The sequence below is a fragment of the Thermosynechococcus sp. PP555 genome (assembly GCF_031583225.1).
Classification (GTDB): domain Bacteria; phylum Cyanobacteriota; class Cyanobacteriia; order Thermosynechococcales; family Thermosynechococcaceae; genus Thermosynechococcus.
In genome coordinates this window covers 688,227-705,196 of record NZ_CP134168.1, presented here as the reverse complement: position 1 = coordinate 705,196, position 16,970 = coordinate 688,227, and the positions used below count along the sequence as shown (strand labels likewise).

General features: G+C 54.2%; 15 protein-coding genes and 1 other RNA gene. 7 read left to right on the top strand and 9 right to left on the bottom strand.

Annotated features, from left to right (window positions below; translation table 11 throughout):
• Nucleotides 1-57 precede the first annotated feature (57 nt).
• The 3 genes from crtD to ffs form a co-directional block, all read right to left on the bottom strand.
• Nucleotides 58-1,554 (bottom strand): C-3',4' desaturase CrtD, encoded by a 1,497-nt coding sequence (gene crtD / locus RHH27_RS03245; protein WP_302678829.1) that lies wholly within the window; start codon nucleotides 1,552-1,554, stop codon nucleotides 58-60.
• Between the two features lie 78 nt (nucleotides 1,555-1,632).
• Entirely contained in the window at nucleotides 1,633-2,277 is a 645-nt protein-coding gene (hisIE, locus tag RHH27_RS03240) for a bifunctional phosphoribosyl-AMP cyclohydrolase/phosphoribosyl-ATP diphosphatase HisIE (protein ID WP_149820934.1), read from the bottom strand.
• A gap of 23 nt (nucleotides 2,278-2,300) precedes the next feature.
• An RNA gene (gene ffs, locus RHH27_RS03235) (signal recognition particle sRNA small type) lies at nucleotides 2,301-2,397 on the bottom strand.
• A gap of 120 nt (nucleotides 2,398-2,517) precedes the next feature.
• Between ffs and RHH27_RS03230 the strand changes: the two genes are divergently transcribed.
• The 6 genes from RHH27_RS03230 to cobS all read left to right on the top strand — a co-directional run bounded on the left by RHH27_RS03230 (nucleotide 2,518) and on the right by cobS (nucleotide 11,773).
• The gene (locus RHH27_RS03230; protein WP_225901640.1) at nucleotides 2,518-3,189 is read left to right on the top strand and encodes a PHP domain-containing protein; all 672 of its coding nucleotides are present in this window, start codon (nucleotides 2,518-2,520) and stop codon (nucleotides 3,187-3,189) included.
• Complete coding sequence (locus tag RHH27_RS03225) at nucleotides 3,186-3,425, top strand: hypothetical protein (RefSeq protein WP_206201046.1); 240 nt, start codon at nucleotides 3,186-3,188, stop codon at nucleotides 3,423-3,425. Before RHH27_RS03230 ends, RHH27_RS03225 begins: the two co-directional genes overlap by 4 nt.
• A 100-nt stretch (nucleotides 3,426-3,525) precedes the next feature.
• Nucleotides 3,526-6,606: an FHA domain-containing protein gene (locus tag RHH27_RS03220; RefSeq protein ID WP_206201045.1), complete on the top strand. Its 3,081-nt coding sequence runs from the start codon at nucleotides 3,526-3,528 to the stop codon at nucleotides 6,604-6,606.
• Nucleotides 6,607-6,687: 81 nt separating this feature from the next.
• A complete protein-coding gene (gene polA / locus RHH27_RS03215) occupies nucleotides 6,688-9,525 on the top strand; it encodes a DNA polymerase I (RefSeq protein WP_302678828.1) in 2,838 nt (945 codons plus the stop codon).
• Nucleotides 9,414-11,045: a pitrilysin family protein gene (locus RHH27_RS03210; RefSeq protein ID WP_302678827.1), complete on the top strand. Its 1,632-nt coding sequence runs from the start codon at nucleotides 9,414-9,416 to the stop codon at nucleotides 11,043-11,045. Before polA ends, RHH27_RS03210 begins: the two co-directional genes overlap by 112 nt.
• The gene (gene cobS / locus RHH27_RS03205; protein ID WP_302678826.1) at nucleotides 11,042-11,773 is read left to right on the top strand and encodes an adenosylcobinamide-GDP ribazoletransferase; all 732 of its coding nucleotides are present in this window, start codon (nucleotides 11,042-11,044) and stop codon (nucleotides 11,771-11,773) included. The genes RHH27_RS03210 and cobS overlap by 4 nt, the downstream gene beginning before the upstream one ends.
• On the opposite strand, the gene RHH27_RS03200 is transcribed toward cobS, so the two are convergent.
• Both RHH27_RS03200 and RHH27_RS03195 read right to left on the bottom strand, forming a co-directional pair.
• Nucleotides 11,704-12,417, bottom strand: a complete 714-nt coding sequence (locus RHH27_RS03200) for a ComF family protein (protein ID WP_302676842.1) — start codon at nucleotides 12,415-12,417, stop codon at nucleotides 11,704-11,706. The genes cobS and RHH27_RS03200 overlap by 70 nt on opposite strands.
• A gap of 18 nt (nucleotides 12,418-12,435) precedes the next feature.
• Nucleotides 12,436-12,723 (bottom strand): Mo-dependent nitrogenase C-terminal domain-containing protein, encoded by a 288-nt coding sequence (locus RHH27_RS03195; RefSeq protein WP_149820949.1) that lies wholly within the window; start codon nucleotides 12,721-12,723, stop codon nucleotides 12,436-12,438.
• A 560-nt stretch (nucleotides 12,724-13,283) separates the two neighbouring features.
• Here RHH27_RS03195 and RHH27_RS03190 point away from each other — a divergent pair.
• Nucleotides 13,284-14,174: a universal stress protein gene (locus RHH27_RS03190; RefSeq protein WP_302678825.1), complete on the top strand. Its 891-nt coding sequence runs from the start codon at nucleotides 13,284-13,286 to the stop codon at nucleotides 14,172-14,174.
• 56 nt (nucleotides 14,175-14,230) lie between these two features.
• Here the strand turns inward: RHH27_RS03190 and RHH27_RS03185 are convergent, their stop codons facing one another.
• The 4 genes from RHH27_RS03185 to RHH27_RS03170 form a co-directional block, all read right to left on the bottom strand.
• Nucleotides 14,231-14,545, bottom strand: coding sequence for a DUF5132 domain-containing protein (locus RHH27_RS03185; RefSeq protein WP_190278082.1), 315 nt, complete (start codon nucleotides 14,543-14,545; stop codon nucleotides 14,231-14,233).
• A 131-nt stretch (nucleotides 14,546-14,676) separates the two neighbouring features.
• A complete protein-coding gene (locus RHH27_RS03180; RefSeq protein WP_206201038.1) occupies nucleotides 14,677-14,883 on the bottom strand; it encodes a glycogen debranching protein in 207 nt (68 codons plus the stop codon).
• 81 nt (nucleotides 14,884-14,964) lie between these two features.
• Nucleotides 14,965-16,140 (bottom strand): 8-amino-7-oxononanoate synthase, encoded by a 1,176-nt coding sequence (bioF, locus tag RHH27_RS03175; protein ID WP_206201037.1) that lies wholly within the window; start codon nucleotides 16,138-16,140, stop codon nucleotides 14,965-14,967.
• Between the two features lie 35 nt (nucleotides 16,141-16,175).
• Nucleotides 16,176-16,928, bottom strand: a complete 753-nt coding sequence (locus RHH27_RS03170; RefSeq protein ID WP_206201036.1) for a response regulator transcription factor — start codon at nucleotides 16,926-16,928, stop codon at nucleotides 16,176-16,178.
• Nucleotides 16,929-16,970 lie beyond the last annotated feature (42 nt).

Genomic DNA, 16,970 nt, shown 5'->3' with positions numbered 1-16,970 from the left:
TTCGCAATTGGTAACGAGTCTCTCTATTATAGTGATTTTCACCAAAATAGGAATCCCTTAGGCATCATTGGCGAGCAGTTGCTGCACAAGGGCACGGGCACCATAGCTGACACCGGCCGTACCTTCCCCCGGATGCACGGAATCTCCCACTAACCACAGGTGAGGAATCGGGGTGCGGGTGGCCAAGCCAAAGGGGCCAAAGGTGCTCAGGCGTTGACTAATGCCCCCGACAATGCCATCTAGCCGCGCGGTATAGCGCCAGAAGGTGCGGGGGGTCGCCGCTTCACAGTGAACAATGTGCTCAGGCCGCAGATCAAAGAATTCCCCGAGGTGTTCAAGAGCTGTTTGGGTGTATTGCGCCTTGGTGGCGGCATAGTCTAAGTCGGGCTGACGCCAAAAATTCGGTTCAGTAAAGCTGGAGGCAATCAGGGTACGATAGCCTCTGGGGGCACGCCCATCCTGCGGCTGACTCACAGAGACAAACAGGGAGTTATTTTCGCCAATCGGCCCTTCCGCATCGTAGAGAAACTGCAAGTGGAGTGGACAACTTTCGGGAATGGCGGCCTCTTTAACGCCAAGGTAAATCACAAAGGCACCGGCGGCCGGCGGCAGTGTTTTGAGGCGGCGGGCATAGCCAGTGGGAATGGCATCGCCAAGGAGTTGGGGCAGGTTTTGGGCAGGGACATTGGCCACAATGTGATCCGCTGCAACGCGGTGCAAGGTTTTTGTTTTCAGGTTCTCCACTTGGACAGCGACGGCACGCCCCCGCTCGACTTCAATGTGACGCACCAAATGCCGGGTGTAAATTTGACCGCCATCGCGCTGCAAGGCATTGGCGAGTAAATCACTGAGCACCTGCATGCTGCCGTGGAGATGGTAGAGGCCGTGGGGGTCTTGGGACAGACAGAGGGCGGTGGCGGCATAGAGGAGTGCGGTTTCACTGGCATCTACTTGGGAGTAGAGCTTGAGTTGAAGATCCAGAAATTGCCGCAGCCGGCGATCGCCCCCGACACCGCAAAGACGCATCCAATCGGTCACCGTCATCAGGCTAAAGGGCAACGTGAGAAGCGTCTCCGGACGCAGGGCTTGCACCAATTGCCACAGATCAAAGCCATTGCGCGGGGGTAAAATGGGCTGCCGCTGCTGAAATCGCCAACTAATGGCAAAGAGGTGTTCAAGGCCTTGCCAAAACCGCTCACTGTGGGGAAAGTGGCGTTGACGTTCCAGTTGCCAGCGATCGCGATCGCGCCAAACATTGATGGGCGTCATTTCCTGCGGCAGATACACCGCACAGGCAGGATCGCAGGGGGTTGCTGCTGGCAGAGGCATCTCCAATTCAGCAAAAATCGCCGCGTGAATCCCCCCCGGCTCAAGGCCAGCCACTTGGGTGGCGCCAACATCGAAGGTAAAACCCCGCCGCTGAAATGTGGAGGCACAGCCCCCCAGTTGGGCTGCCTGCTCAAACAGCTGAACCCGATAGCCCCGTCGTGCCAACAATGCCGCTGTGGTCAGACCCCCAATGCCGCCGCCAATGACGACCACCTGCTTTGCCATTTGTATAGTTATGTAAATTACCTGTATCTAGCACTTTAACGACGTTGAGCCAGTGCTGACAAGGAAAACGGCAAGCAACTAGCGCCGCCGCAACTGAAGCTGCTCATAGACCTGCCGCAGGGACACCCCATGATAGGCAAGGGCAACTAGCGTGTGGTAAAACAAGTCCGCTACCTCACTGGCGATCGCCTCGGGGTCATCGTCTTTGCAGGCCATCACCACTTCTACGGTTTCTTCGCCCAGCTTCTTGAGAATTTTATTATCACCGGCTGTGAACAGGCTGGAAGTGTAGGACTGTAGCTGCGGAAAGTCGCGCCGTTGACAGACCACGTTATACACTTGCGAAAGGGTATCTGCTGGTGGGTCTTCTACCCGTTGTCCGGCCTCCCCATGGCGGTGGAAACAACTGCGCTGCCCCGTGTGGCAAGCGACTTGGCCCACTTGCTCTACTGTTAACAACAGGGCATCACTATCGCAGTCGTAGCGGATACTTTTGACCCACTGGACATGGCCAGAGGTTTCGCCCTTGGGCCACAGTTCTTGGCGCGAACGACTCCAAAACCACGTACGACCGGTTTCAAGGGTTTTCTGTAGCGATTCCCGATTCATCCACGCCAGCATCAACACGGTGCCGTCCAAATAGTCTTGGACAATTGCTGGCACTAAACCCCGTTCATCGTAGCGAATCTCATCGAGGGGGAGGCTAAGGGTAGTGACAGGCATGAATCGTTCGCAGGTCTCAAGAGGGTGACCCGGAGATCACGCCTACCGCAAGCATCCCGTATTGCTGCTTCCTTCCGGACCTGACAAGGTTGAGGCGTTGCGATCGCATGATTCCGAGCCAACTTGTATCCTAGCACACCCCATCGAGGTACATAAATCGCCCTATTAGGAATCTTTATCTCTCGTTTCTTAAAGAAAGTTTATATTAAAGAGGTAACAGCGTAAGATTTGGTAATGCCTATGACCCTTGCTGCACTGATGGTGACGCAGGCTGAGACTCTCCGTGGTCTCTTTCGGATGTTGACGGCAACCAGTTGTCCCTATCGCTATAACTTTCATCTCCATACCATCTGCTCCGATGGGCAACTGACACCGCAGCAAGTGGCGCAACAGGCAATGATCCATGGCCTCAAGGGATTTGCCATTACCGATCACCATGCCCTAGAGGGCTATTTTCAGGCTCGAACCTACGTAGAAGCCTATCCAGGAACGGATCGCCCCCAAGTTTACACGGGCATTGAAATTACGGCTCAACTCTTGGGTACTGAGGTGCATATTCTGGGCTATGGCTTTGACCCCTATGCGCCGATCCTGCATCTCTATACAATGGGCACTGCCCCCCAAGGGGACTTGGCACAGGCAGAACGGGTGATTGCCGCACTCCATGAAGCAGGAGGCTTGGCGATTTTGGCACACCCGGCGCGCTATCGTTTGCCTGCTGAACAATTGATTCCTGCAGCTGTGGCGCGGGGGATTGATGGGGTGGAAACCTACTACTGTTACAGCAATCCCGATGTGTGGGAACCCACCCCTGAAACAACCGCCCTTGTGCATGCTTTGGCCGTTGAACACCAGTTGCTGGAGACCTGCGGCACGGATACCCATGGCCAAGATATCTTGGTGCGGCGATGACCGTGACTGAAATCCTGATCACCTTAGGGGCGATCGCCATCAGTTGGTTCGTGCTCCGCTGGCTGATCACTGTCCTCAAGGTCACTCTCGGTACGGCGATTAAAATTGCCCTGATTGTTTTCCTGTTGCAACTCTTTTTTGGTATTGGTCCCGATCGCCTGTGGGAGCAAGCACAGTTTCTATGGTCACAGGTGGCGAGTTATTTGCCGATGCCTTCTTTGCCCTCCTCGCAATAATGATAGGTTTCTGCGCCGGTTGAGCTTTGGCGGGCGTCTTTTGTCAGATCGGCCAGAATCCAGTAAACTGACCGGCATCAAGCCCCTTTGCCCCAAGGTCATGACTCAAACAGCATGGTTAGAACTTGTCAAATCCGTCAGTGAGCAGGGGGTTCAGCTACCCGCCAGCGGCCTCAAAATTGGCCGTGCCCCCGATAATGACATTGTCCTCAATGATCTTTCCGTCTCCCGCTACCACGCTTTCTTGGAGTGGCAAGAAGGGAAAGTTCACCTCGTAGATCTCGGCAGTAAAGCGGGCACCCATCTCAATGGCCAACCGGTTGTGCCCAATACCCCCATTCCCCTTGAAGATGGCGACTTGATAACGCTGGGCAACTCTGCTGTGCGCTTTCGCCTCATCTGGCACTACCACGACTATCAACCCCGTACCACTGAGGTCAGCAAAGAGACTGAAGTCCCTGTGATTGAAGTGCGCACCAAAACATGGCAGCAACGCTGGGGGCTACAGGAGCAAACGACGCTTTTAGGCACCCATCCCGCCTGCGATGTGGTGGTGGATACCCCTGAACTTTTGCCCTGCCACTTGAAATTACGCTTTGCGGATCAGCATTTGCAGGTGGTAGATCTCAGTGACCCGCAGCCGGCAATGAATGTGCATTTGGGAATCGGGGAGAGTTATGCCCTGATGGAATTTGTGACGCTGACCTATGTGGGGCAGGAGTTGCCCGATCGCATTGACACAGAGCGTCATGCCGTTGTCTTTAGCCCCGCGACGGAGTTGAGCACAGCAACAGTACTGGCGATTCCTGAGGCCGATGCGACATCCACTGTCCCCGTGAAGACGATTTCGCTGGTGGGATACAACACGTTCACGATTGGCCGCGATCCAAGCAATGATCTGGTGATTGAGCATCCAACGGTGTCCCGTCACCACGCCAAAATTGAGCGCCGCAATGGCGATTTCCTGCTCACGGATCTGGGGTCGAGTAATGGCACGTTTGTCAATGGCCGCGAGGTAGAAGAACCCACACTGCTGCGGGTGGGGGACAGTATTCGCATTGGTAGCGATCGCCTTGTCCTCAATGTTGATGAAACCCTGACCCAATATGCCGAATCGGGTCACATGCGCCTAGATGCCATCAACCTCAGTAAGGTGGTGGGCAAGGGAACGCAAATTCTCCACGATATTTCGCTATCGATCATGCCCAAGGAGTTTGTGGCCATCTTGGGGCCTAGTGGTAGCGGCAAGTCAACGCTCCTCGATGCCCTCAATGGACTGCGGCCAGCAACAACGGGCACGGTACTGGTCAATGGCACAAATTTCTACCGCAACTATCAGGCCTTTCAAGCGCAATTGGGCTATGTACCGCAGAAGAATATCATCCACGAGGAACTGACGATCGCCCAAGCCTTGGAATACGCGGCAAAACTACGCATGCCCCCCGATACAACCCCAGCGGAACGCCAACAGCGGGTGACCGAGGTGTTAACAGAATTGGGACTGAACCATCGTCGCGATGTGCCCATTTCCCGCCTCAGTGGCGGTCAGCAGCGGCGGGTGTGTATTGGTGCCGAATTGCTCACGCAACCCAGTCTCTTCTTCCTCGATGAGGCCACCTCTGGCTTAGATCCGGGCACGGAAGCCGACCTGATGTTTTTGCTGCGGCAGTTGGCGGATCAGGGGCGAACGATTCTGATCATTACCCACGCCACCCAAAATATTCGGGAGTGTGATCTGGTGATCTATCTAGCGGAGGGCGGCCGGCTGGCCTACTTTGGTCCTCCTGATCAACTGCTGCCCTATTTCCGAGCTACCTTTGGCGATCGCTTTAGTGGCATTAAGCTCGAGGATTTTTCTGGCATCTATCGTGCCCTAGACAAAGAGAAAAACCCCAATGCCCCCACTTCGGCAGAACTAGAGGAAGCCTACCGGCGATCGCGCCTCTATCAGGAATATGTGGTCGGGCGACAGCAGGTGCTAGCTCACATGCCCGATGAAAGTCAACGGCGCACCAAGGGCAAATCCCGTCGCAGCAGTGAACCCAAGTCGAAAATCTCCCCTTGGCAACAATTTCTCATTCTCACCCGCCGCAATCTCACAATTCTTGGCCAAGATCGCAGTAACCTGCTGCTGACCCTCTTAATAGCCCCCCTCTTGGGGAGTTTGAGTTTTGTTTCTTGGCAGCGGGATCTCTTTAATCCGGAAACGGGGAATGCGGGTCAAGCCCTGACGATGATTTTTGTCACCAGTCTGATTGCCGTCATGATTGGCGCAATGACAACGATGCGGGAATTGGTTAAGGAGGTGGAGGTTTATCGGCGGGAGCGGATGATTGGCCTGCGGCTGTTGCCCTACATTGGCTCCAAGGGGGCGATCGCCCTTGGGCTAGCTCTTTATCAAGCGGCCACTTACCTTGCGGTGACAAAGCTGGCGGTGGATTTACCGGGAGATTGGGGGGTTACTTTTGCCATGTACGTCACCCTTGCCCTTGCCATTTTTGGCGGTATGGCGATGGGTCTTTTAGTCTCTGCCTTTGCCCCTAGCCAGAACATTGTGCCGCTGCTGGTGCTGATGTTTTTAGTGCCCCAAATTATCTTTAGTGGCGGGATTCAGCCCGTTTCTTCCTTCGGGTTACCGGGGCAGATTATTAACCATCTGACGGTCATTAAGTGGCCCTTTGAGGCGATGGTCAAGCTCACAGGCATCGGGGATGACATTGCCAATGACCCTTGTTGGCGCGAACCAGAGGAGGAACGGGAAAAAATGACCGAGGAGATGCAGCGGGATTTTTGTCTGTGCTATGGTCCCGGTCTCTTTAAGACCTGTAACTTCCCCGGTATCCGCGCCAAGTATGTCCCCGAAGTGGATGAACCCGCACCGCCGCGGCCAGAGTCTCCGGGCGATCCCCCCAATGATCCAGCAGCGCTCCAAGACTATCTGCAACGGCTGCAAGCCTATCAGGCAGCCATGGATGAGTGGGAACTAAAATATTCTGAGTGGAACCGCCAACGCAGTCGTGCCATCAATGAAGCCCAAGGCATTATCAGCCGCTTCCAACGAGATCAAGGCTACATGTTTACCGTAGATGTGCAACGCCATTGGCGCGATCAAAGCATTCTCATCTTGGCAATGCTAGTGGCTTTGCCCTTCTGCCAAAAACGCCGTGACTTTAGCCGTTGATACGCTGCCATTTTCAGGGGTGGGGTTTTAGACCAATTTTTTGAATAATGGAAAAGTTATCCCCCGCCGTTTCCTGTCCCCATGCCTTCTGCCAATCTCTTACTCATTGATGGTCATTCCTTGGCCTTTCGTGCCTACTACGCCTTTAGTAAGGGGCGAGAGGGGGGGTTGCGTACCTCCACGGGGATTCCCACTAGTGTGTGTTTTGGCTTTCTTAAGACGCTGCTGGAGATTCTGGAGCAGCAGCAGCCGGATCATGTGGCCATTGCTTTTGACTTGGGGGAGCCGACATTTCGCCACACAGCCGACGAAAACTACAAGGCGGGGCGGGCAGAAACGCCCGAGGACTTTATTACCGATATTGCCAATTTGCAGGCGTTGCTGCGGGCACTGCGTCTACCCCTGTTGAGTCAGCCGGGCTATGAAGCCGATGATGTGATTGGTACGGTGGCCCATCGCTTGCGACCCCAAGGATGGCGGGTGTCCATTGTCAGTGGCGATCGCGACCTCTTTCAATTGATTGATCGCGAAGGTCAAGTACAGGTCTTGTATCTGGGGAATACCCTTGGCCAACGCAAGCAGGGTCTGGAGGTCTTTGATGCCCTCAAGGTCAAGGAAAAAATGGGGGTTTGGCCCGAGCAAATTGTGGACTATAAAGCCCTCTGTGGCGATGCCAGCGATCGCATTCCCGGTATTAAGGGGATTGGCCCAAAAACAGCGGTGCAGTTACTCAATCAGTACCCCACGCTAGAGGAAATCTACGCCCACATTAATGAGATTACGCCCCCTAGCCTAAGAACGAAGCTGATCAATGGGGAGGCCGATGCCCGCCATTCCCGCACCCTAGCTCAAATTATCCTCGATGTCCCCTTGGAACTGCCCCTAGAGGAACTGCATCTGAGTCCCTTTGAGTGGCTAACGCTGGATCAGCTATTGGATCACTTGGAATTTCGTGCCCTGCGGATGCAACTTCAGGACTGGCACCTCCGCTTGGGGGGGACACTGCCGGATGTAGAGAGCGATGCGGATGCAACATGGTTTTTTGCGCCGACGGATACCCCTGACCCCTTGAATGTGCAACTCATTGAGAGGCCAGAGCAACTGCAATGGCTGATCGCCCAGTTAGAAACCTGTACCGATGCGAACCATCCCGTGGCTTGGGACACGGAAACCACGGCCTTGAACCCCCGCGATGCTGCCTTGGTGGGCTTGGGCTGCTGTTGGGGCGCAGCGCCTGATCAGGTGGCCTATCTACCGTTGGGGCACAAAGAGGGGCAGAACCTACCCCTACCAGAGACCCTCGCCGCTTTGCGACCGATTCTTGAGGGCGATCGCTACCCCAAAGTCTTGCAAAATGCCAAGTTTGACCGCTTGGTGCTGCGGTTTCAGGGGATTCAATTACAGGGTGTCGTATTTGACACGATGCTGGCGAGCTATGTGATTAATCCCGAAGCCAGTCACAACCTCAAGGATCTGTGTCAACGCTATCTGCCCCTTCAAGCCCAAACCTACCGTAGTCTGGTGGGCAAAGATCAAACCCTTGCGGATCTCCCCCCTGCGGTGGTAGCGCAATACTGTGGCCTCGATGTCTATACCACCTATCTTCTCAAGGACAAACTAGAGGCCGACTTGCCCCCCCGCCTGCGCCAACTCCTCCTAGAGGTGGAATTGCCCCTCGAACCCATTCTGGCGGAAATGGAAGCTACGGGGATTCGCATTGACAGTGACTATTTGCGGCAACTCTCCCAAGAACTCGAACAGCAACTGGCAGCACTGCAACAACAAGCATGGGATGCCGTGGGACAACCCTTTAACTTGGCCTCCCCCAAGCAACTGAGTGAACTGCTCTTTGGCATTTTGGGGTTAGATACGAAAAAGACCCATAAAACAAAACTGGGCTACTCCACCGATGCCGCAACCCTCGAAAAACTGCGGGGAGATCATCCTGTGATTGAACTCATTTTGAACCATCGCACCCTCGCCAAGCTCAAATCCACCTATGTGGATGTGTTGCCAACCTTGGTGCGTCCGGACACAGGCCGTGTACATACGGAATTCAACCAAGCGGTGACCGCTACGGGGCGCCTTTCCTCCTCTAATCCCAATCTGCAAAATATCCCCATTCGCACCGAGTTTAGTCGGCAAATTCGCCGCGCCTTTATTCCCGAGCCGGGCTGGTTGCTGGTGGCAGCGGACTATTCCCAAATTGAGTTGCGCATCCTTGCTCATCTGAGTCAAGAGCCGGCCCTGCTAGAGGCCTACCAAAAAGGGGAGGATGTCCATCATCTCACAGCTCAGTTTCTCTTAGAAAAAACCGACATTAGTTCCAGCGAGCGACGCTTGGGCAAAATTATTAACTTTGGCGTCATTTACGGGATGGGAGCACAGCGGTTTGCCCGTGAGGCCGGGGTGAGTGTGGCCGATGCTAAGGTGTTTATTCAGCGGTTTTACGATCGCTATCCACGCGTCTTTGACTATTTGCGGCAAATGGAACGGCTTGCCCTCAGCCAAGGCTATGTGGAAACCATTTTGGGACGGCGGCGCTATTTTGAATTTCAGAGTTCTGAACTGCAAGCCCTGCGGCGCAAGCCTTTAGAGGCGCTAGCCGATGTCGATCCCAGTAAACTAAAAATGAGCAATTACGAGCGGGGACTATTGCGGGCGGCAGCCAATGCCCCGATTCAAGGTTCCAGTGCCGATATTATTAAGTGTGCGATGGTGAAACTGGCTCCCCTACTTTCCCCTGAAGAAGTCCGCCTGCTGCTCCAAGTCCACGATGAATTGGTGTTGGAGATGACCCCTGAGGCGTGGGAACAACTGCAAACTACGATTCCCGAGGTCATGAGTACAGCAGTACCCCTGAGTGTGCCCCTTGCGGTGGACATTTACGCGGCGGCCAACTGGCTGGAGGCCAACTAGGTTTGTTGATGCGGCAGCAACGCCACTGGCAAGTTTATTTCTGGCAAATTCTCCTCTGCCTTGTTTTGGGGGCGATCGCCCTCTCCTTGCCGGCCAACGCCCAAACGATTCGCCCCTACATTGACCGTGCCATGGATCAAATCAGTGAATTCTATCTTGACAATGGGATGCACTTCATTGTCATGGAGCAACACCAAGCCCCGATAGTGTCATTTCTCACCTACGTGGATGTGGGGGGCGTTGATGAACCGGAAGGCCAGACCGGTGTGGCGCACTATCTGGAACACTTGGCCTTTAAGGGCACCCGCCGCATTGGGACGACGGATTATGCCGCTGAAAAAGAAAAACTTGCCCAACTGGATCGCCTCTTTGAGCAACTGCAAGCCACGACGGATGAGCGGCAACGTCAGGCATTGATTACAGAATTTGCCGCTGTGCAGCAGGCTGCCGATCGCTATGTGATTCGCAATCAATATGGCCAAATTGTCCAGCAGGCCGGGGGCGTGGGTCTCAATGCAACCACATCTGCCGATGCCACCCGTTACTTCTACAGTTTTCCCGCCAACAAATTGGAACTGTGGATGTCCCTAGAGTCGGAACGCTTTTTGGAACCCGTCTTTCGCGACTTCTATCAAGAAAAGGAAGTCATCCTTGAGGAGCGGCGGCTACGCACTGAAAATTCCCCCACTGGCCAACTCTTTGAGGCCTTTTTGGCCACCAGCTTTCGTCAGCATCCCTACCGCCGACCCGTCATTGGCTACCGTGAGGATATTCAAAACCTGCGCCGCGCCGATGTGGAACGGTTTTTTCGCCAGTATTACACACCTGACAAAATGACCATGGTGCTTGTCGGAGATGTTGATCCCCAGAAGGTGAAGGAATTGGCCAAGGTTTATTTTAGTCGCTATCCCAAGGGCACGGGCAAAACCACAGCCATTCCCCCCGAACCGCCGCAAACGGAACCTCGGCAGATTACCCTCGAATTGGCCAGTCAACCCCTCTATATTGAAGCCTATCCCTGTCCACCTTTGAGGGATCCCGCGTACCTCACCTATGAAATTTTGACACGTCTCCTCAGTGGCGGTCGCACCTCCCGTCTCTACCGTTCCCTTGTCCTAGAGCAAAAATTAGCCCTCAACGTGCAAGCCTACGTGGGGTTTCCCGGTAATAAATACCCCAATCGCTTTCTCATCTACGGGGCACCAGCACCGGGTCAAACGACGGCTGCCCTTGCGGCAGGTATTGCCCAAGAACTCAAGGCACTGCAAACAACACCCGTGACGGCGGCAGAGCTGGATCGGGTAAAAGCGCAACTGCGGATGGAACTGCTGCAAAACCTAATGTCGAATGAGGGGATGGCCAAACTCTTGGCGGAGTATGCTGTAAAAGGCGGCGGCTGGCAGCAACTCTTTGCCCGTTTAGAGGCCATTAATGACATTACCCCTGCGGACATTCAGCGGGTGGCTCAATCCCTGCAACCCCAGCAGCGGACAGTGGCGCAAATTCAAACCCGTTCATGAAGACCCTTTGGATGGAATGGTTGGGGGCGATCGCCTTCTATACCTGTTTGCCCATTCCCCCTAACTGCCCCATGCAATTGGCGGGAGCTGCCAAGTGGTGTCCTTGGGTCGGGCTATTGCTGGCCGTACTCCTTTGGGGAACCCACCAGTTGCTGGCATTTTTGCACGTTCCCCCCCTCGTGGCCAGTGTCTTGGTTGTGGCACTTTGGCTAGGATTAACTGGGGGATTGCACTTGGATGGTGCCATGGACACGGCCGATGGTTTAGCCGTCAGGGATCAACAACGGCGCCTTGAGGTGATGGCGGACAGCCGCACGGGTGCCTTTGGCGTCATGGCAGGACTCGTCATTTTGCTCTTAAAAGTAGCGGCCTTGAGCAGTTTAGAGAGGGGTCAGGTCTTGGTGTGGGTATTGGTGATCGGGCGCCTTGCTCAGGTGTGGGCGATCGCCCGCTATCCCTATTTGAAACCCCAAGGCACGGGTCAGATCCATAAAGCCAGTTGTGCCTTTCCCCGCGATTTTTGGCCGAGTGGTTTACTGGTGCTATTACTCAGCTTCCTGCTACCGCTTCCCTTCGGACAATTGCTTTTTGGTTTGCTCCTCATCCCCTTGATCCCGGCATGGTTTCAGTGGCAGTTGGGCGGTCACACGGGGGATACCTATGGTGCGGTTGTTGAGTGGACAGAAGCCTTGATGTTGGTTGCCTTCACGGTGGAATCGACCAGTTGATCCGGCAGCGCCACGGCCACGGTGATGATCCCCAAGACCTTGTAGCCAGCCCCCCGTAATACTGCGGCTGCAGTTCGTGCCGTTGTCCCCGTGGTATAAATGTCATCGCACAAAAGGAGCCAGCGCCGTCGCTGCAGCCCCTGCCCTAGGCGAAAGGCATTCTCAAGATTGGCTTGGCGTTCTGTGAGTGAAAGCTGAAACATGGACTGGGTTGCTCTTTGGCGGATTAGTCCCACTGGGGCAAGGGGTAGCTCAAGGGCACGGCAAAACCCCTCAGCAATGAGCGCTGCTTGATTAAAGCCGCGGCTCTGCAATTTATGGCGATGGAGGGGAATAGGCACAATCTGCAACGGGAGGCGTTGGGCGATCTTCGCTTCCAACCAACTCAGGGCTAACCATTGGCCAAAGAGGGTACCTAGTTCGGGGTGATTGTTGTATTTCATGGTGGCGATCGCCCGCTTGAGGTCTTGCTGATAATACCCCCAGGGAAAAAGGGGGAGACTGCCCCGCCAGTAGCGTTGGCGTTGGCGCACTTCCCATGACCTCAGCCGCCGTTCACAATCCCTACAGATCGTTTGGGGACTGGCTCGACCACAACAGGGACAGGGCTGCTGAAATAGGAAGGAGGCTAGCGATCGCCACACCAGCACACCCCCTAGGTGCTAACAGTAGGCACTAATATCTTCATGGCACTCATCCGCCAAATAGCAGAGGGCACGGTAGCGCAACAGCATGAGCTCCTCGTAAAGGGGATTGAGGTGGCACAAAGGCGGAATGTGAATATGCCATTTTGCAACCACAATATCGCGTTCAAAGGGACACTGGGCGGGGATCAAGCGGCATAGACGATGCGCTAGCTGGCGATCGTGCACTTCTAGATGCTCTAGCCACTGCCGGACAGGCCACAAAATTGTGCGGAGCATGCGTTGCCCCAACGTCAAAATTGTCATCAACTCAACACCTCAACTCAATCATTGAAGTTGGCAGCGAAAGCTCCCCTTCCTCAACTGTTTAAGAAGGCAATTTCAGTTACTTAAAACCCTTTCTTGAGAAGGGGAAATGTGTCGCTGCATTCGATGGGAAAAAAGTCGTTGCGATTCTGATTTAACAGCTCTTAGCGAGGGGCGAAATCCCAGAAAAATCTCAATGAAAATCGCATCACGATAGACAATCTCCTTGTTTCACAGGGATTTAGTAGTAATGGATACATTATTGAATTTAATGATGACTCTGTACCCATCCCTATTTTAGTGACTCCTGTTGAAGTTGACGATGGGGTTTTCCGAAAAGTTGCCCCTAAGCAACCGTTTTCTTCTCTATCAGTTGTCTGTATAGGGTCGCGCAACTGCCCCCAAGACTTTGGCAGTGCCCTTGCCATTTGCTAGCAGAGACCCCTGCGGCTTGCGAGGGGGTAATTATTTTATTCCTTAAAAAGAGAAAAGAACTGAGTAGCGCGCCTCCCCCTTCTAAGGTAATCTGCAATTAGAGTTTGGCATTGGGGAGCACTGGCATGTTCAAGAACATATTGATTCCAACCGATCTCCATGATGGTCTCCCCAAACTGACCCACTACCTTGAGGCACTGCAAACAGCGGGTGCTCGCAGGTTGATCTTCTTCCATGCCCGCCCCATTGACGAGGATGGCGATAAGCCTCGGCTGCGGGAAAAAAAGCTGCAACAGGCACGCGAATTACTCAAAATCGACGCCGCAAAAGTTCCAGCGGATCTTAAAGCAGAAGTGATCATCGAAAACCGCCGCCCCGCCGATGCCATTCTGGACACCGTTGAAAAACATCAAATTGACTTGGTGCTGGCCAGCCGTCCCATTCGCAATCTCTTGGACGAGAAGCTCTTCGGCAGTACAACCATTGAGGTGCTGCAACGGATTAAAGTGCCAGTGATGATTATGCGCCCGCAACTGTTGTGGGTGATGACAACCGCAGAACTGAATCTCCGCTGTCAAAATCTCTTTCGCCACCTACTAGTGCCCTACGACCACAGCCCCTCTGCCCAACACCTTGTTCAAAAACTGCGGGAAGGCGTGCAAAAGCGCGATCAAACGAGCATTGCTGCACTGACCTTCTGCTGGATTATCAGCGATGCCGGCAAAGGGGAACTGGGAGTTGGCGAGCAACGTCCGAAGGCTGAAAAAATTCTTGCCGAGCTAAAGCAAGAATTCACTGGCTATGGCCTGAGCATTGAAACCGAGATTCGCTTTGGTAGTCCGGTGGTCGAAGCACAATTGGCAGCCCACGATCGCGACATCTATGGGATTGCCGTTTCCTCTGGTTCCGTCGGTAAAATTTGGGAATTATCAATCCCTAGCTTTGCCGGGGAGATCATTCGTCGTTGCGTCTTTCCCGTGATCTATTTCCCGCCCGCTGGTCGCTCATTAAAATAAAGATGGGGCAGCAGAACTACCCCAAAGGCATTTCAATTAGGCACTAAAAGTAAAACTTAGCTAATCGTCACTTGGCGGGGTTCCTCAGGCGCGGCGGCCTTTGCTGCTTTTTGCTCCATCATTTCTGAGCGGGCTTCGGCAACCAAGTCTTGGAAAGACTCACTGGCTTCAGCGACAGCCGTCTGTGCCTTTTCATAGGCTTCAAACGCCCACATCAAGCCTGATTTTGCCGCATTGCGAGCTTGCTCTGCCAAGTTGTGACCGGTCATTGAGTCAACGGCACCCACAACGGGGGCAACAGCAACAGCACCCACCCCAAGGGCAAGCACGGTAAGTGGTTCTAAACCAAGTAACAGGGCTTCAAACTCCATTCTGCGGCATCCTCCAAAGGAAAAGCAATGATGAGCACATCGCACCCATGATAGCAAAGGTGCAGGGAGGGCAACGTCCCCACTGGCTTAATCGCTCCACTGAGATTCTTATGCAGGGCTGAGCCAAAAGATTAGCAGAGCTTGAGGGCAGTACTGGGAACCTCATCCCAAGAGGCCACCGTACGCAGACGCACTTGCCAACCGGCGGCTTTTTGTTCTGTTGTTAAGTTTTTCTCAAAAGACTGCACACACTCCCTCGCCTGAGCTTCATCACGACAGGCAATACAGGCATAAAGCAGGCCAGAGGGATCAATTTGCTCGCTTACCCAAATCCTCATCGCTCACTCCTTGGCGCAGTTTGCCGATTTCACAGAACTATCTCCAGCCTAGGCGAAATACACCGAGACCGTCAGCCCTTCTTAACAGCACTTTAACAACTCAGCCAATGCTGCCAGCAATTGCGCAATGTGCTCAGGGGTGTGATCGGCTCTTAGGGTGATGCGCAGCCGACTAAAGGGCACGGTCGGTGGCCGTACCGCCGCCACCCAACATCCAGCCTCTTGTAATTTCTGACCCCATTGGAGAACAGTGGCTGGATCGGGAGCAGGCAAGCAAAAGATGGGGGTCGGTAGCGGACGGGGCAAAACGGGGCAACCCAATTCTTGCAGTCCTTCTTCGAGTTGTTGAATGCGCTCCTCAAGGGCTTGGCGTAGGGAAGGCTCTGTTTGTAGTTGCTCAAGGGCAGCAAGGGCAGCAGCAGTGTCCGCTGGTGAAAGTCCAGTGCTATAGATCCATGTGCTGGCACGGTGTTGCAGATAGGAGATCAGAGCTTGGGAGCCAGCAATGTATCCCCCTAAACTGCCAAGGGCTTTGCTGAGGGTACCCATTTGAATGACGGTCGGACTCGATTGCCCCAAGGCGACTAAGGTACCGGCACCGTTGGTTCCCAAGACCCCTGTGCCGTGGGCATCGTCCACTAGCACCATGGCTGTGTAGGTCTCGGCTAGCGCCAATATCTCCTCTAGGGGGGCGACATCCCCATCCATACTGAAGACACCATCCGTGAGGATCAGACAACGGCGGTATTGGCAGCGATGGGTTTCTAGGAGTTGGACAAGGGCAGCGACAGCGTTGTGGGGGTATTCATAGAACGTCGCATGACTGAGACGGGCACCTTTTTTGAGACAAGCATGGTTGTAGGCATCCCCAAGCACCAAGTCCCGTTGATCCACAAGGGCAGCAATGGTACCGAGATTGGCGGCAGTACCCGAACTAAAGACTAAGGCAGCCTCTGTGCCTTTCCACTGGGCGATCGCCCGCTCTAGTTGTTCATGAAGACAACGTTGACCACTCAGAAGGCGAGACCCGGTCGCCCCAGTACCCCATTCGTCAATCGCCTTAATGGCGGCTGCTTTCACCTGCGGATGGTTGGCCAGACCCAAGTAGTCATTGCTGCAAAAGTTAATCAATGGGCGGGGCGGCTCGCCAACACTCACCACTGCCCCCGGTGCGCTACTGAGAAGGGGTTGGCGATACCAATGGGCACGGTGCAGGGCATCTAGGGCAGGTTCTAGCCACGCAAAGGGATCGCTCATTTGAGAGAGAATATTTTAGGAAGACTGGACAAAGTCTAAACCAATACGTGGCGGGGCGATCGCGGGGGACGGGAATGGGGTTTATTGCCATTCTGCTGGTAGCGCCCATTCAATGGCTCAAGGTGCAGTCGATAACCGACATTGCGCACGGTTTGAATTAGGCGCGGCTGCTGCGGATCCACTTCGATTTTCTTACGCAAAGATAAGATATGCGTATCCACGGTGCGAGGGTTGTCAATGCTCTCTGGCCAAGCTCGCCGCAGCAATTCCTGACGACTCAAAGGTGTGCCCCCCATTTGCGTCAGAACATAGAGTAGGCTAAATTCCTGCGGTGTCAAATCCACTGGCACATTGCGTACCACCACTCGCCGCTGCACTAAATCGACTTGTAACTCACCCAAGTTCAGGACACTGGGTAAACAGGGGCGTGCTCGCCGTGCCAAGGCCTCGACTCGGGCAAGAAATTCCTGCATCCCAAAGGGTTTGGCCAAGTAATCATCGGCACCCGCCCGCAGCGCCGTCACCACATCCGCTTCATCCTCATGGCCAGAAAGAACTAAAATCAAAACAGTGTTTTGGTAGTGAAGCCAGCGGCATAATTCCAAACCATTGCCCTCATTCAAGTCCAGATCGAGAACAACCAAATCGGGATGTCGCAGTTGAAATACTTCCTGCCCCTGTTGACAACCACTGGCAAGATGAACGATGTGCCCCACTTGCTGTAGGTGCCAGCCAAGGAGGGAACGCAGGTGGGGGTTACTTTCAATAATTTCAACGTGCATCAACATCAATACATCCCCACAACAACGGCGGAGTACAGGAAAAAGAGA